The organism is Martelella lutilitoris (assembly GCF_005924265.1).
In the GTDB taxonomy this organism is placed as follows: Bacteria; Pseudomonadota; Alphaproteobacteria; order Rhizobiales; family Rhizobiaceae; genus Martelella; species Martelella lutilitoris.
This window is the reverse complement of record NZ_VCLB01000002.1, coordinates 107,635-123,592: the sequence shown is the minus strand read 5'-3', so window position 1 is coordinate 123,592 and position 15,958 is coordinate 107,635. Positions and strand designations below refer to the sequence as shown.

Sequence of the window (15,958 nt, the reverse complement as noted above, 5' to 3'; positions counted from 1 at the left end):
GTTCTGTTGCGGTTTGAGAGGGACAAAGGAAGAGTGTCCGCAGGCGAGGCTGCCTGCGGTAAGGATAGAAATCGGATGAGAGGCCGGCGGGGCGGCTACTGCTTGTAGAAGCGCTCCGCCGCTTCTGCGCTGATGCGCCCTTCGGCGAGGTCGCGCCGGACGGCCGCCGGGTCGCGCGCCGCCGGATCGCCGTAGCCGCCGCCGCCGGGGGTGGTGATCGAGACGATCTGGCCGGGTTTCAGGTCGACCATGCCCGAGAAATCACTGCGGCCGTCGCCGAAGTCGAGCACGGTGCCCCGCGCCGAGGTGCCGCCATCAAGGCCCCAGGGCTCGGAGGCCACGCGCGAGCCCTCGACGGTGAAACGGCAGGCCTTTTCCGCCCGGTAGACCCGGCGCACGCCCATGCCGCCGCGATAGGTGCCGGCGCCGGCGGAATCATCCACGAGTTCGTAGCGCAGCAGCGTCAAAGGATATTCGAGCTCCAGCGATTCCACCGGCAGGTTGGAGGTGTTGGTGAGGCTGACATGGATGCCCGAAAGCCCGTCGGAAGACGGCCGCGCGCCGCCGCCGCCGCCGATGGTTTCGAGATAGACCCAGATCGAGCCGTCCTCATGGGTGCCGTTGAAGATCGCGCCGGTGCAGCAGCCGTTTCCGGCCGCCATGACCTTGCCCGGAAGCGCCTTGGCGAGCGCGCCATAGACGAGGTCGCAGACCCGCTGCGCAGCGGCGATACGGCCATCGACGGCCGCCGGATGTTCGCAGTTGAGGATCGAGCCCTTCGGCGCGGTCACCGTCAGCGGACGGGCAAGGCCGGCATTGGGCAGGATCGTCGGATCGACCACCGATTTCACCGCGAAATAGCTCGCCGCCAGCAGCGAGGTGTAGATCAGGTTCAGCCCGGCGCGAAGCTGCGGCGGACCGTCGAAGGCGAGCGTCATCTCCTCGCCGGCAATGGTGATCTCGACCGAAAGTTCGATCCGATCGGCGCGCTGGTTCGAATCGAACTGGTCGGAGAAGCTGTAGGTGCCGTCGGGAATTTCGGCAATGCCGGCGCGCATCTTGCGCTCGGCATAATCCTGAAGCGCCTCGCCGGCGGCCAGAACCTTCTCGGTCGTGTATTTGACGCAGAGGTCCTGCATCCGCTGAACGGCGAGCCGGTTGGCCGACATCTGGGCCCTGAGGTCGGAGAGCCGCTCGCGCGGGACCTGGCAGTTGAGCAGGAACATTTCCTGCAGGTCCTGGTTCAGCACGCCTTCGCGATAAAGCCGGACCGGCGGGATGCGAAGCCCCTCCTGGTAGATATGCTCGTGGCCGCGATCGGCAAAATCCGAGTGGTGGGCGGTGTTGACCGCCCAGGCCACCAGCGTGCCATCGACGAAGATCGGTTCGGCGAGCACGATGTCGGGCAGATGGGTCGCGCCGCCGGCATAGGCGTCGTTGGCCATGAACACATCGCCCGGCTTGATGTCGTCCAGCTTGAACCGGCCATAGATCGCGCCGATAACGCCGAGGAAGGAGCCGAGATGCATCGGGATATGCTCGGCCTGGCAAAGCGTGTTGCCGTGGCGGTCGAAGAGGGCGGTCGAGCAGTCGCGGCGCTCCTTGATGTTGGTGGAATAGGAGGCGCGCACCAGCGCCTCGCCCATCTCCTCGACGATGGACTGCAACGCCGAGCCGATGACTTCTACCGTGATGGGATCAATCGTGGTCATCGTTCAAACCTCCAGGATGAGATTGAGGTAAGGGTCAACCGTGCCGGTCATCTCCGGCAGCAGCACCGTGGTTGTGTCCATCTGTTCGACAATGGCCGGGCCGGCAATGACATTGCCGGCCTTCAGCAGGCTGCGCTCATAGACCGGGCAGGTGACGAAACCGCCGGCTTCCGACATCCATACATCACGCTCGCCGATCTTCGCGCCCGCGGCATCAGGGCCGTGATCGTCCTGTTTCTGGAACTCGGCCTTGTCGACGATGCCGGCGGCTTCGACGCGCAGGGTGACGAGCTGGATCGGCTCGCCCTCGGCGATGAAGCCGAAGCGCTGGCGATGCGCCGCCTCGAAGCCCTTTTCAAGCGCCGCAAAGGTCTCCGCCGTGATTGGTCCGGCCGGAACCGTGACCGAAAGCTCGTAATTCTGCCCGGCATAGCGCATGTCCACCGTACGGGTGATCACGCGGCGATCGGCGGCAATGTTTTCCGCCGCGAACCAGACATCGGCCTGTTCGGCAAGCGCGGCAAAACCGTCTTCCAGCGCGGGGCGGGCGGCGTCGGAAAGCTCCATCAGCCGCGACAGGGCGAAATCGGAGCGCAGGTCGGTAAGGAGAAGGCCAAGCGCGCAGAGCGTTCCGGGCGTCAGCGGCACGATCACTCTCGCCATGTCCAGTTCACGCGCAAGACGGGCGGCATGCAGCGGACCCGCGCCGCCGAAGGCCATCAGCGCATAATCGCGCGGGTCATGGCCGCGCTGGACCGAGATCACCCGGATCGCCTTCGCCATATTGGCGGTGACGACCGAGATGATGCCCTGCGCGGTTTCCATCACGCCGACGCCGAGCCGGTCGGCGAGCCGCTGGATCGAAGCGAGCGCCAGATCGTGCCGCACCTTCATGCGGCCGCCGAGAATTTCGACCGGGTTCAGGGTCTGCAGCACGATATTGGCATCGGTCACCGTCGGCTCCTCATTGCCGAGCCCGTAGCAGACCGGCCCCGGATGGGCGCCGGCCGAACGCGGGCCGACCTTCAGGAGGCCGCCGGTATCCACATGGGCGATCGAGCCGCCGCCTGCGCCGACCGTGTGGATATCGAGCATCGGCGCCTTGATCGGATAGCCATGGACATCGGCCTCGCCGGTGAGCTGGCAGACGCCGTTCTGCAGCAGCGCCACATCGGACGAGGTGCCGCCGACATCGAAGGTGATGATGTTGGCAAAGCCGGCCATCCGGCCGATCGCCTGGGCGCCGACGACGCCGGTCGAGGGACCGGAGAGCACGGTGCGCACCGGCAGGTTGCTTGCCTGATCGAAACCGATGACGCCGCCATTCGACTGGGTCAGTTGCGGCGCGACCTTCAGGCCGATGTCAGAGAGGCGATCCTTCAGCCTTCGGATATAGCGCTGCATCACAGGGCCGAGATAGGCGTTGACCACGGTGGTCGAGAGCCGCTCATATTCGCGGAATTCGGGCGCGACGGCGTGGGAGGCGGAGACGAAGACATCCGGCAGTTCTTCCGCTGCGATCTCAAGCGCGCGCTCCTCATGCGCGGTGTTGAGGAAGCCATAGAGGAAGCAGATCGCCAGCGCCTTGATATCCTCGGCGGCAAGCGCGCGGAAGGCTTCGCGCAGCGCGTCTTCATCCAGCGGCAGGGCAGCGCTGCCGTCCGCCTTCAGCCGTTCGGGCACTTCCCGGCGCAGGTCGCGGGTGACGAGCTGTTCCGGCTTTTCGGCGAACATGTCGTAGAGGTTCGGACGCTTCTGGCGGCCGATCTCAAGCAGGTCACGGAACCCGTCCGAGACGACGAGGCCGGTCTTGACGCCGCGCAGCTCGATCAGCGCGTTGGTCGCCACGGTCGTGCCGTGGCCGAGAAAGGCGAGATCGGCGGCTTTCGCGCCGACCTTTTCCAGTCCTTCCACCACACCTTGGGCGATGGCCCGCGACGGATCGTCCGGGGTGGAGGAAACCTTCCAGATCTCGATTGCTCCGGTCTCATCATTGAAGAGGCAGACGTCGGTGAATGTTCCGCCGGAATCGACGCCGATTCTCCAGGCCATGTCATGTTCCCTTTGGTTATTGCCGTCGCGCCGCTCTTCAGGCGGCCTTGGCAGTCTTCGAAAAGCGTTCATACCGGAAAGGCGCCGGATCAACGCAGGTTTTTTCATTGCGGACGATCTCGGCCATCAGCCGGCCGGCGCCCGGTCCGCTGCCGAAGCCATGGCCGGAAAAGCCCGATGACAAATAGAGCCCAGGGACGGCCGCAATCGGGCCGATCACCGGGATCGCGTCCGGCGTCGCATCGATCATGCCGGCCCAGCTATGGGTCAGGCGGGCATCGGCGAAGGCCGGAAAGGCGCGTGTCAGGTTGCGGACCGCATTGTTGTTGAAGGGCGCATGCGGAAGCGGATCAAGCGTCCTGATCGTTTCGAACGGTGTGACCTGATCGAGCGACCAGCGGCGCGCCATCTTCAGTTCGCTCATCGTCTGGCCGTTGACGCGCAGCTTCAGCTCCCGCCAGCTCGTCAGAAGCGTCGGCAGGAAATCGAAAAACAAGCGAAAACTGTCGGGCGTGATCGGCGCGACATTGGCATTGCGCTGGGCGATGGTGTAGCCGCCGTCGAGACGCCTGCGGAATGAGAAGTTTCCGCCGCCGACCGGCATCTCAGGCACTGCGCCCTCGCTTTCGATCCGCGCGGCCGTTCCGAGAAGCTTCAACTGCGGGAAATCGAGCCCGAGATTGCCGAGGAAGAGACGCGACCAGGCGCCCGCCGCGACGACGACGCTCGATGTCGCGATCGTGCCCTTTTCGGTGACAACGCCGCTGGTGCGCCCGCCGGCCGTCTCGATCCCGCGCACCGCACAGCTTTCGATGATCGTTGCGCCGAGGCGCACGGCGGCGAATACCATTTGCGGTACGGCCTGTTCCGGCTCGGCGCGCCCGTCATTGGCGGTATGAAGCCCCAGCGTGTATTGCGCGGCAATGCCCGGCAGCAGTTTCTGCAGGCCGGCGGAATCGAGAAGCGTCGAGGGCATACCGGCCTCGCGGCCATATTTCTCCCAGGCGGTGAATTCGGCGATTTCCGCCTTGGTGCGGCAGACATAGGTGATGCCGGTTTCGCGGAAGCCGGTCTTAATGCCGAAGCGACGGTCGATATCGCGCCAGAGATTGAGGCTCTCGATCGTCAGCGGCAATTCGGCGGGGTCGCGTCCCATCTGCCGCACCCAGCCCCAGTTGCGCGAGCTCTGCTCGGCGGCAACCGTGCCCTTCTCGCAGAGAACGACATTGACCCCGGCCTCGGCCAGGAACAGGGCGGTCGTGACCCCGGCAATGCCGCCGCCGATGACGACGACATCGGCGCTTGCAGGCAGGGGAGACGAAAAGCCCGGACGTTGCAAATTCGGAACCGGCATGGCGCAATCCTCAGAGCATGTCTTCAAGGCGACAATTGACCAGCATTTCCGCCATCGCCGCATTGTTGGGAAGCTCGATTGCGGTGCGCACCAGTTCGGCCATGGTTTCCGGCTGGATCATGTCCTCAGGCTTGACCTTGCTGGTGTAGGAACTCATCTCGGTGCGCACGAAGCTCGGGCAGATCGCAGTGGCGCGCACACCCTTTTCCCAGGCGACGTGACGGGTCGTGTGTGTGAGGCCCATCACCGCGAACTTGGTCATGTTGTAACCGACGAAGCCGTTGCGCACGCGTTTTCCCGACATCGAGACGATGTTGACGATCCGCCCGCGACCCGTTTCTTCCAGATGCGGCAGGCAGAGGCGCGTCAGCCGCAGCGGCGCCTTGACGTTGACGGCCCAGAGCCGGTCCAGCGCCTCTTCATTGTCGTCGGTAAGCAGCACCTGCTCGCCGCTTCCGGCATTGTTGACGAGGCCGTCGATGCGGCCGAAATCCGCAGCCGTGGCATCGACCCACGCTTTCGCCGTCTCAGGCTCAAAGGCATCGAAGCGGTGATAGCGCAGCATCTCTCCGGGTGCGCCGAACGCGGCCTCGAGCTTGGCAACATCGCGCGCGCCGAGCGAAAGCCGGTAGCCGTGCTGAAGAAGGTCCCGGACGATCGCCGCGCCGATGCCGCGATTGGCGCCGGATACCATGATGACCGGTGCGCTCTGTGATGAAGTGTACATTTATCAAATTCTCTTGCAACGTTATGCGGAAATCGACCGCCGCTTTATGCGTCTATATGATGTTTTATGATTGATATGCCATAAAATGACGGTTGACAATCGGCATGAAACCAAAAAATTGATCAAAAAATGCAGTAATTGGCGTTGCAATCCATGATATTGAGCAAAAAGCGTGATCTTTTATGCATTTTTAATTGACAGCTTTGGATGAGGCTGCTTACTTTGACAAATCCGAAGAAACGAAAACGTCTCGGTGCCCGACCAAAGCGGGCGGGCGCGAAGCCTTACGAAAGGGGAACAGAATGACCATCACAAGACGTGCGCTGATGCGCAATGCTGCCCTTGCCGGCGCGATCGGCGCCCTTGGCAATCGTGCCTTTGCCGCCTCCGCAGTTCGCTGGGACATGGCGGACGAGTACAATGCCGACGCGCTCTCCGGCAAGGCGTCGAAATACTTCCTGACCGAGCTGCAGAAGAAGGTCGGCGACCAGATCGCCATCACTTATCAGGGCGGCGGCGCGCTCGGCTACAAGTCTGCGGACCAGTTCGACGCCGTACAGGATGGCGCCGTCCAGACCGCCGTGACGCTGATGACCCAGCTCGGCGGCATCGATCCGCTGTTCAACCTGTCCTCCCTGCCCTTCATCGCGAAGACGCCGAAAGAGGCCTATCTCCTCTGGCAGGCGGCCCGGCCGGAATATGAAAAGATCTTCGCGGACAACAACATGGTGCTGCTTTGGGCCATGCCGAACCCGCCCTCCGGCATCTTCGCCGACCGGGCGATCACGTCGATGGATGCGCTCAACGGCCTGCGCATCCGCACCTATGACGTCAACGGCACGCAGACGTTGATGAAAGCCGGCGCCGCGCCGCTGCAGATTGCCTGGTCCGACCTGATCCCCCAGCTTTCGACCGGCGCAATCGACGCGGTGCTCACCTCCGCCGATGGCGGCGTGCAGCTTTCGCTCTGGGACTATCTCAGTGATTTCACCGAACTGAACTACGCCATGGGCCTGTTCATGTGCCACGTGAACAGGGATGCCTTCGACGCCCTGCCGAAGGACGTTCAGGACGCCATGCTCGGCCTGACGGATGCCTGCGACGCCTATAACTGGCAGATCATGACCGACAGCATCGAGGCGTCCTACAAGATCCTGCGCGACCACGGCATGACCGTAACCACCGCCGCCGATGTGCCGGATGACGTCTTCGCAACGCTGAACGCCGCCGGCACGGCCGTGCGCGAGGAATGGGCGACCAAGACCGGTTCGCGCGGCAGCGACGTGCTGGCGCAGTTTGATGCGCTGAAGGCAGGCTGATATCTCTCCTCCCGCGGCTCGCCCTTTCAAAGATGGCGGGCCGCGTGAATCATTTCATTCAGCGGGCCTGTGGCACGAAGGCCGTGATCGCCCGCTGTAGCGGAGACGATCATGGCGCTTGAAGAACCGCATTCACATCACCGCTCCGAGGCGACGGACGACCCACAATGGCTGCGGCTGATCGCCCATGCCTCGACCATCCTCAATCGCACTGCGGCCTTCATTGCCGCCTGCATCCTGGTCCTGATGACAGCCTTCACGCTTCTGGAAATCTGCCTGCGCGTTTTTTCCAAGTCGACCTTCATGGCCGACTCGCTGGTCGGCAACGGCGTTGCCGCCGTGGGTTTCCTGTCGGCGGCCTGGGCTCTGGAAGAAGGCTTCATGATCCGCGTCAAGGTCCTGACCGATCGAGCCGGGCCGAAACTGTCCTGGATGTGCGAGTTCTTCACGCTCGTCGCCGTCGAGGCGCTGATGGTTTTCCTGGCCTGGTACCAGTGGAAGTCCGTTTTCAAGAACTGGAGCCGGGGCACCGTCTCCGAAACCTACCTCCCCATCCCGATGTGGATCCCCGAGAGCTTTTTCCTGATCGGCCTGTCTCTGATGGCGTTTCAGGTAATCGTGCGGATCCTCAGGCTTCTCGCCGTCGGCCATGCCGACGAACGCGCGCTGACGCTCTAGCTGAGGAACGCAAGCCATGTCCGTTTCAATGTCCGTGCTGACGCTGCTGCTGCTGCTCGTGCTCTTCCTCGGCGCCGGCACGTGGATTTTTGCCGGCCTGATGCTGGTCGGCGCCGGCGCGATGTATTTCGCGCTCGATTTCAACTGGGTCCGGATCGGCTCGATCGCCACCAAGGTCATCTCGTCTTCCGCCGTCTCGTGGGAACTCGCCGCGATCCCGATCTTCATCTGGATGGGCGACATCATTTTCCGCACGGATATTTCCAATCGCCTGTTCCGTGGCCTTTCGCCGCTCGTATCCCGCGTTCCAGGCGGCCTGCTCCACACCAATGTCATCGGCTGCACCATCTTCGCCGCAATCTCAGGCTCCTCCACGGCAACAACCGCCACGGTCGGCAAGATCACCATTCCGGAACTGAAGGCGCGCGGCTATGACCTCTCGCTTGCCTCGGGCTCACTTGCCGGCGCCGGCAGTTTCGGCCTGCTCATTCCGCCCTCCATCGCCATGATCGTCTATGGCGTCCTGGCGCAGGTCTCGATCGCAAAACTTTTCGCCGCAGGACTTCTGCCGGGCCTGATGATGGCAGCGCTCTATTCCGGCTATATCGGAATTGTCTCGCTCATCCGTCCTTCCGTAGCGCCGCCTCACGGAGAGCCGGTATCGTGGAGCGTGATCTGGAGGGGGCTTCTCGATCTCGTGCCCATCCTGGTTCTGATGACGATTGTGCTGGGCGCGATCTATACCGGCATTGCAACGCCCTCCGAGGCGGCCGCGGTCGGCGTTTTCGGCGCAATCGTGATCACGCTCGTCACCCGACAGTTCGCGTGGCAACTGATGATTGACAGCCTGAAGAGCACGATCCGGGTCTCCTCGATGATCTTGATGCTGATCGCGGCCTCGGCCTTCCTGTCCTCGGCGATCGCCTATATGCATCTGCCGTCGTTGATCACCGAAAGCATCGCCGCGATGAACCTCTCGCCCTATGGCGTTCTGCTGATCCTCGCGGTTCTCTATATCGTCCTCGGCATGTTCCTCGACGGCACCTCGATGACTGTCATGACCGTGCCGATCGCGGTTCCGCTGATCGTGCATGCCGGCTTCGATCCGCTCTGGTTCGGCGTCTACCTCGTCATCATGATCGAGATGAGCGCGCTTACGCCGCCGGTCGGCCTCAACCTGTTCATCCTGCAGGCGCTGACAGGCGAAACCATCGGCAAGACCGTGCGCGCCGCCTTGCCGTTCTTTCTGCTGTTGTGTATCGGTACCGCCCTGCTTGCGATATTCCCGCAGATTGTGCTTTGGTTGCCCAACGCCCTTTGATGGCGGCGTTGCACGCATCTCCACTATCGACGACCCGAAGGCCGGACATTGAACGAAGAGACCAACAGCGAAGAACTCCTGCCCGCCGAGCGCCGCCAGCAACTGGTGGACTGGTTCAAGAACAACCAGGCCGGCACCAGCCAGGACCTGGCCCGCATGTTCGGCATCTCCGTATCGACAATCCGTCGCGACCTTGACCTGCTGGCCTCCGAAGGGCTCGTCAAACGCACCCATGGCGGCGCCGTCAGCATCCGTTCGCGCGCGACCTACGAGCCCTCCACGGACCTTGCGCGCCGCACGGCGCTGGAGGAGAAGCAGGGGATCGTGCGCGAGGCGATGCGCTTCATCGAGCCCGATCAGGCCCTGCTGATCGACACCGGCGCCGTCATCTGTCACCTGCTGGCGGAAGAGATCGCCGGCCTCGACATTCCCCTGACCATCATCACCAACGATCTCCATGTCGCCAAGGTGCTGACCTACAAGCCAAACATCAAGCTGATCGTGCCCGGCGGGGCGTGCCGCTTCGGCTCGTTCAGCCTGCTCGGCGAACCGGGCTTGAGTTTCCTCGCCGACATTCGCTGCGACTTGTTCTTCATGTCCGCAGCCGCGATCGACGAGCAATGCGTATCGGAAACCCTCCTGGAACTGGTCCAGTTGAAGCGCGCCATGATCGCCGCCGCCAACAAGGTCATCCTGATGGCCGATTCCAGCCGCTTCATGGAACGCGCCCTGCACAAGACCGCCTCGATTGAAGCGATTGACACTATCATCACCGATGAAGGCCTCGCGCGCGAACAGATCGACAAATTCCCGTCCCCAGGTCCTCAATTCATCACGGCGCTGATGTCCTAGATCGTTTCCGCCTTTCTCCGAATCGCGGAACCGCGCCGAAGCGGTTTCGAGGGCGCAGCGAACAGCCTTCATGACCTCCTTCGGTCCCATTTCCGCAAATTGCAGCGGGGCAGGAGCGGCATTGCCGGATGCGACCGCTGCTCCGTTGTGCCGGAGTGGCAGCTTGTCGTTGACCAAGAACCGTCCGTGTCCCGGTTTGAGAAACAAGCGTCAATGCCGATGGCGGGCTACGAACGCGCAAAGCATTGCGGATATCACGGGGTACAGCGTCCGGATCAGACCTGCTTCGCCTCACGCACCGGTCGCCCCCCTTCCGGCTGCCGCCTCAAGACGGACGATCTGTGCCTTCATCTCCGTGATCGCCTCGGACGACGACAGAGACGGCGCGTGACCGCAATCGGTGAAGGCGGTGACGAACGGCTTCGGGCCCTCGGCCTTCATCCGCGCCACGATCTGCTCTGTCAGCAGGTCGGACTGCGTGCCCCAGACCAGATGGGTCGGGAGCGTGATGCGGGAGTAGCGTTCCCAGCTTAAAAGCTCGTCGGACGAGGCCGTGAACTGAACGGTGATCCTCGGATCGTAATGGACGGTGAATCCGCCATCCGCGAGCCTTCGGACGGAATTTCGTGTCATGCGGATCCAGAAGGCCTCCGGGGCGGGGCCAAAGGGGAGATAGGTGCTGCGGAACCAGTTGTCGGCCCTCGCGAGGCCGTCGAATTGCGGCATGCTGTCGGAATATGCGATGATCCGCTCGACCGCCGGCTTCGGCAGTTCCGGACCGATATCGTTGATCACAAGGAAGGAAAGCCTGTCTGCGCAGGCCCCCGAGGCGATCCGCATGCCGATCAGTCCGCCCATGGACGTGCCGAGCCAGCCGGCCCGATCGATCCCGTAATGGTCGAGCAGGCCGATGGCGAGATCGGCATAGGATTCCAGCGAATAATCCGTTGCGGGATCATGCGCCCAGCTCGAAAGGCCGCGTCCGATCGTATCCGGGCAGAGAACGAAATGATCGGCGGAAAGCGCTTCGGCGAGCTCGTCGAAATCGCGGCCCGTGCGGGCCAGACCGTGCCACAGGACGATCGGCGGCGCGGCGGGATCGCCCCACTCGGTCACGTGGAGCTCATGGCGGCCGACCGGCACAAAGGCAAAGCGCGGCTGTTGCATTATCGTTTTCCCTTTTCCATCGCCGTTCCGGCAATCCCTTTGGGGAAGAAATAGACCAGCAGGATAAAGATCAGACCGAGCCAGAGCAGCCAGCGATCCGGGTCCATCAGCACCGCCGCCGGCGGGATTGCGGAGAGCGCCGACGCCGCCATCTCCATGAGATCGCGGAGATAGAACTGCGCCACGACCAGCAGGGAAGCGCCGATCACCGCGCCCCACATCGTGCCCATGCCGCCGATGACGACCATCAGCAGGATATCGATCATGATGGCAAACGAGAGCGATGTATCCGGCCCGGTATATTTCAGCCAGACGGCATAGACCGAACCGATGAGCGAGGCGGCGACGGCGGATATGCAGAAGACGAAGGTCCGGTAGGCCACAACCCGGTAGCCGATCGCCTCCGCGCGCCCCTCGTTTTCGCGGATCGCCTTCAAGACCGTGCCGAGCGGAGACACCACAAGGCGCAACATGGCGGCAAAGATCAGACCGGAAAACAGGAAGACGAAATAATAGGCGGCGATCTTGCCGTTGAGCCTGACCCCGAACAGGGTTGCGACCTTGCCGTCGGCATCGACCAGAAGCTTGGTTGCCGGCTTGAACAATGCGGGGACGCTGTAGGTGATTCCATCCTCGCCGCCGGTGAACTGCGACATCTGCGAGGCGAGCACCAGCACGACCGAGCCGGCCGCAAGGGTGATCATGGCGAAGAAGATGGCCTTGACGCGCAGGCTGAGAAGGCCGATGGCGGCCGCGACAATCACCGACACAACAAGACCTGCAAAGGCGCCGAGCGCGATCTGGCCCCATCCGGGACCGGAATGCTTGAGCGCGATCGCCACGCCATAGGCCCCGAAGCCGAAAAACATGGTGTGAGCGAAGGACACGATGCCGGTGTAGCCGATCAGGAGGTCGTAGCTTGCCACCAGGGCAATGAAGATCAGCACGCGGGCGGCGACCTCGATCGAGCGCACATCCTGAAACAGGAAGGGCGCGAAAAGCAGGACGGCCCAGATGAGGAGCGCTGCCGTCTTGACGCCGATGGCGCCGTAAGTGGTCCGGTTGATCATTTGACGGCGGGCCTCAATCCGTTGGGACGCCACAGAAGGATCGCGGTCATCAGGATCATGTTGGATGCGAGCGCCATCTTCGGCGCCAGGAAGCCGACATAATTGGTGACGAGACCGACCGTGATGGCGCCGAGCAGCGTGCCGCCGATGGAGCCGAGCCCGCCGATGATAACGACGATGAATACGATGATCATCATCTGGTTGCCGAGCGCCGGCGTGATCAGCGTCTGGTAGCCGCCCCACATGGCGCCGCCGAGGGCGGCGAGCGCCGAGCCGACCATGAAGACGGCGATGAACAGCCGGTCGACGCGGAAGCCGAGCGTTTCGACCATCTCGCGGTTTTCCACGCCGGCGCGGATCAGAAGTCCGATCCTTGTGTGATTCAGCGCCATGTGGAGCCCGACAAAGGCGACAAGTCCGAGGAGGAAGGCAAAGACGCGATAGACCTCGATCGACACGTCGCCGATGATCCAGGCGCCTTCAAGAAAATGCGGGCGCGGCACGGCGATCGGCGTGCCGCCCCAGATTGCCAGGATGATCTGCTCGGAGACGATCATCGCTCCCATTGTAATCAGGATCTGGCGCAGATGATCGCGATAGACCGGCTTGATCACGACGGTCTCGAAGAACCAGCCCGCCGCCAGCCCGAACGTGATGGCCGCGATGAAGGCGAGCGCGAAAGCGAGGCCGGACAGGACGACGCTGTCGGAACCGAGCCAGCCGTTCAGTGCCGCCAGAACGCTTGCGGCGACAAAGGCGCCGAAAGAGATGAAGGCGGCGTGACCGAAATTCAGCACATCCATCATGCCGAACACCAGCGATAGGCCGGAGGCCATCAGAAACACCATCATGCCCATGGCAAGGCCTGCCACCGTGAGCGTCGCCCACGAGGATGGCTGGCCGATCAGCACGAAGGCGATCACCGCCAGCAGAACCGGCAGCAGGTTGACCCCGCCAGCCCGATCGAGAAGTTTATTGAGTTCAGACATTCTTCTTCCTCAGGCCGACAGGCTCAAAAGCCGTTCCTGCAGAGCGCGGTCGGCAACGAAATCCGCCATGGCGCCCTGATGGACGACATGGCCGTCCTCGATCACCGCCACATTTGTTCCGAGCCGACTGGCGAAGTGAAAATTCTGTTCGACCAGCAGGATCGGCGTTGCTTTCGCCACTTCCGCAAAGGCGTCGGCCATCGCGTCGATAATGGCGGGCGCCAGTCCCTTGGTCGGCTCGTCGATCAGGATCAGCGCCCGCGGCTCGATTATCGCGCGGGCGACGGCCAGCATCTGCTTCTGGCCGCCGGAAAGCGCGCGCGCCGGCTTGGTCCAGAATTTCTCGATCGCTGGAAAAAGTTCGAAAATGCGGGCAAGACGTCCCTCTTCGGGCGTGCCGCCGGCCGTTGCCAGCACCAGGTTTTCCGCCACCGTCAATCCGCCGAAGATGCCCATATCTTCCGGCACATAGGCGATGCCGCGCCTGGCGATATCGGCGGTGTGCAGGCCGGTGATATCCTCTTCGCGAAAACGGACCGAGCCCGGCGAGGGCCGCCAGAGCCCCATGATCGAACGCAGGGTCGTGGTCTTGCCGGCGCCATTACGACCGAGCAGCACGAAGACGCCCTCTTGCGGCACGGAAAAGGAGACATCGTGCAACACCTTGTACTGGCCGATATCGGTTTTCATGTGCTCGATGGTCAAAAGCGCGCTCATGCCGCATGCTCCCCGGATTTCCCGAGATAGACGTCGCGGACGATGTCGCTCGCCATGATTGCCGCCGGCGGCCCATCGGCCAGAAGCGCGCCATTGTGCAGAACGATGATACGGTCGGCGAGCGCACGCACCACCTCCATCTTGTGCTCCACCAGAAGCACGGTCTTGGAATGGTCATGCTTGATCTCAGCAATCAGATCGAGCACATCCGGCGCATGGTCGAGCGACATGCCGGCCGTCGGTTCATCAAACATGTAGATATCCGGTTCCATGGCCATCAAAAGCGCCACCTCCAGCTTTCGCTGGTCGCCATGGGGCAGCGAGGCGGCGGGTTTGTAGGCCACGTTTGAGAGCCTGACGGCCTCGAGATAGCGTTCCGCACGCGCGTTGATCTCATGAAAGGCGGCAACGCCCCTGAACATGTGCCAGCCGGCCCCGGCGCGCGCCTGAACCGCGAGGCGGATATTTTCCAGAACGGAGAGCGCCGGAAACAGATTGGTCAACTGAAAGGCGCGGCCGACGCCATGGCGGGCGCGGGCGGACGGGGAAAGACGCGTGATATCGACGCCGTCTTTCATCACCCGGCCCGAGGTCGCCGCCAGCTGGCCGGAGATCAGGTTGAAGTAGGTGGTCTTTCCGGCGCCATTGGGACCGACGATCACGGTCAGCTCGCCGGGCCTGAAGGCGCAGTTCACCCGGTCGACGGCCACATGGCCGCCGAACCGAATGGTCAGTCCCTCAGTCACGAGAGTCGGGTTTGTCACGAGGATACCGTTATTCCTGATTGTTGCGGCCGACGGGAATCGTCATTTCGCCGGGTTCGATGATGCGCACGAGTTCCGGGATCGCCCAGTCGACATCGGGATCGACCCTGATCTTGAAATGAACCATCGACTGCATGGCCTGATGGTCTTCCGGCCGGAACTTCATCTCGCCCTTGGGCGTATCCCAGCTCATGCCTTCCATCGCTTCGATCAGCCCGTCCGTATCAAGCGTCTCGGCGGTTTCGATCGCCTTGACCACGGCCAGCGCCGCCGACATTCCGCCTGCGGTGAAGAAGTCGGGCGGCGTGCCGAAACGTTCCTCGTGGGTCTTCACCAACCAGTCATTGATCGGGTTGTCGTAGCTTTCGTAATAGTAATAGACGGCGCCTTCCATGCCGGGAACGCGCTTGTAGGTCGGCAGCACCGACAGGATGTTGCCGGTGGTCGACAGTTCGATGCCATAGCGCTCCGGCTCCATGGCCTGGATCTTGCCCATCGGATCGCCGCCGCCGGCGACATAGACGAGAATGACCTTGCGACCCGGCTGGTCCTTCAGCGCGTTGAACATGCGCTCGGTCGCGGCCGTGAAGTCGGTGGTCCCCTGCGGCACATATTCCTCGCCCACCACGGTGGCGCCTGATCCTTCCAGCGCGGTCTTGAAGGCAATGATGCCGTCGCGGCCGAAGGCATAATCCTCGGCGAGCGTTGCTACATAGAGGTTCTCATCCGGTTGCAGCGCCAGCGCCTGGGCCTGCATGTCCATCGATGAATTGCGCGAGGTCTTGAAGATATAGCGATTGCTGTCGGGTCCGGTCAGGCTGTCGGCGACCGCCGGCTCGACGATCAGCAGTTTTTCGTATTCCTCCGCCACCGGCAGCATGGCCGCGGTCACGCCGGACGACGTCGCCCCGACGGCCAGAAGCACATCGTCATCGCCATAGGCCTCGGCCAGCACGGCGCGACCGACATCCGGCTTGAACTGCGTATCCTTGTGAATGATCTCGATCGGATGGCCGTTGATCGCGTTGGTGCCGTTGGTCGCATATTCCAGCCCGAGCTCGAACCCGGTCTCGCTTTGCTTGGAAAAGGCCTCGAAGGTGCTGCCGGAAAGCCCGTGAACAAGGGCGATCTTGATCGGATCCGCAGCATGGGCGCCAGTCGCGACCGCCACACCGAGAACAAGCGGTCCGAAGAACCGCGACAAAATGGTCATCATTGTCTCCTCCATGAAGGGGC

14 protein-coding genes are annotated in these 15,958 nt (G+C 62.9%); 4 read left to right on the top strand and 10 right to left on the bottom strand.

The genetic code is table 11. From position 1 onward, the window contains the following. Positions 1–95 precede the first annotated feature (95 nt). From FF124_RS03405 to FF124_RS03390, 4 genes are read right to left on the bottom strand one after another with little or no spacing between them, the layout of a single operon-like run. Complete coding sequence (locus FF124_RS03405; RefSeq protein WP_138747089.1) at positions 96–1,712, bottom strand: hydantoinase B/oxoprolinase family protein; 1,617 nt, start codon at positions 1,710–1,712, stop codon at positions 96–98. 3 nt (positions 1,713–1,715) lie between these two features. Then, a complete protein-coding gene (locus FF124_RS03400; protein ID WP_138747088.1) occupies positions 1,716–3,764 on the bottom strand; it encodes a hydantoinase/oxoprolinase family protein in 2,049 nt (682 codons plus the stop codon). Between the two features lie 37 nt (positions 3,765–3,801). Beyond that, entirely contained in the window at positions 3,802–5,118 is a 1,317-nt protein-coding gene (locus FF124_RS03395) for an NAD(P)/FAD-dependent oxidoreductase (RefSeq protein WP_138747087.1), read from the bottom strand. A gap of 10 nt (positions 5,119–5,128) precedes the next feature. Next, complete coding sequence (locus FF124_RS03390; RefSeq protein ID WP_138747086.1) at positions 5,129–5,845, bottom strand: SDR family NAD(P)-dependent oxidoreductase; 717 nt, start codon at positions 5,843–5,845, stop codon at positions 5,129–5,131. Positions 5,846–6,147: 302 nt separating this feature from the next. Between FF124_RS03390 and FF124_RS03385 the strand changes: the two genes are divergently transcribed. From FF124_RS03385 to FF124_RS03370, 4 genes are all read left to right on the top strand, one after another. Then, positions 6,148–7,164, top strand: a complete 1,017-nt coding sequence (locus FF124_RS03385; RefSeq protein ID WP_138747085.1) for a TRAP transporter substrate-binding protein — start codon at positions 6,148–6,150, stop codon at positions 7,162–7,164. A 111-nt stretch (positions 7,165–7,275) separates the two neighbouring features. After that, positions 7,276–7,842 (top strand): TRAP transporter small permease, encoded by a 567-nt coding sequence (locus tag FF124_RS03380; RefSeq protein WP_138747084.1) that lies wholly within the window; start codon positions 7,276–7,278, stop codon positions 7,840–7,842. A gap of 16 nt (positions 7,843–7,858) precedes the next feature. Continuing rightward, positions 7,859–9,163 (top strand): TRAP transporter large permease, encoded by a 1,305-nt coding sequence (locus FF124_RS03375; RefSeq protein ID WP_138747083.1) that lies wholly within the window; start codon positions 7,859–7,861, stop codon positions 9,161–9,163. 48 nt (positions 9,164–9,211) lie between these two features. After that, the gene (locus FF124_RS03370) at positions 9,212–10,015 is read left to right on the top strand and encodes a DeoR/GlpR family DNA-binding transcription regulator (RefSeq protein WP_138747082.1); all 804 of its coding nucleotides are present in this window, start codon (positions 9,212–9,214) and stop codon (positions 10,013–10,015) included. A 291-nt stretch (positions 10,016–10,306) separates the two neighbouring features. Here the strand turns inward: FF124_RS03370 and FF124_RS03365 are convergent, their stop codons facing one another. The 6 genes from FF124_RS03365 to FF124_RS03340 are packed head-to-tail and all read right to left on the bottom strand — an operon-like array spanning position 10,307 to position 15,935. Beyond that, complete coding sequence (locus tag FF124_RS03365) at positions 10,307–11,182, bottom strand: alpha/beta fold hydrolase (protein WP_138747081.1); 876 nt, start codon at positions 11,180–11,182, stop codon at positions 10,307–10,309. Beyond that, a complete protein-coding gene (locus FF124_RS03360) occupies positions 11,182–12,252 on the bottom strand; it encodes a branched-chain amino acid ABC transporter permease (RefSeq protein WP_138747080.1) in 1,071 nt (356 codons plus the stop codon). The genes FF124_RS03365 and FF124_RS03360 overlap by 1 nt, the downstream gene beginning before the upstream one ends. Next, complete coding sequence (locus FF124_RS03355) at positions 12,249–13,241, bottom strand: branched-chain amino acid ABC transporter permease (RefSeq protein ID WP_138747079.1); 993 nt, start codon at positions 13,239–13,241, stop codon at positions 12,249–12,251. Before FF124_RS03355 ends, FF124_RS03360 begins: the two co-directional genes overlap by 4 nt. A gap of 9 nt (positions 13,242–13,250) precedes the next feature. Beyond that, positions 13,251–13,958, bottom strand: coding sequence for an ABC transporter ATP-binding protein (locus FF124_RS03350; protein WP_138747078.1), 708 nt, complete (start codon positions 13,956–13,958; stop codon positions 13,251–13,253). Continuing rightward, positions 13,955–14,722 carry an ABC transporter ATP-binding protein gene (locus FF124_RS03345; protein WP_138747077.1) on the bottom strand — a complete coding sequence of 256 codons (768 nt, stop codon included), beginning with the start codon at positions 14,720–14,722 and terminating at the stop codon, positions 13,955–13,957. Before FF124_RS03345 ends, FF124_RS03350 begins: the two co-directional genes overlap by 4 nt. A gap of 10 nt (positions 14,723–14,732) precedes the next feature. After that, the gene (locus FF124_RS03340; RefSeq protein WP_210237427.1) at positions 14,733–15,935 is read right to left on the bottom strand and encodes a substrate-binding domain-containing protein; all 1,203 of its coding nucleotides are present in this window, start codon (positions 15,933–15,935) and stop codon (positions 14,733–14,735) included. Between the last annotated feature and the right edge of the window lie 23 nt (positions 15,936–15,958).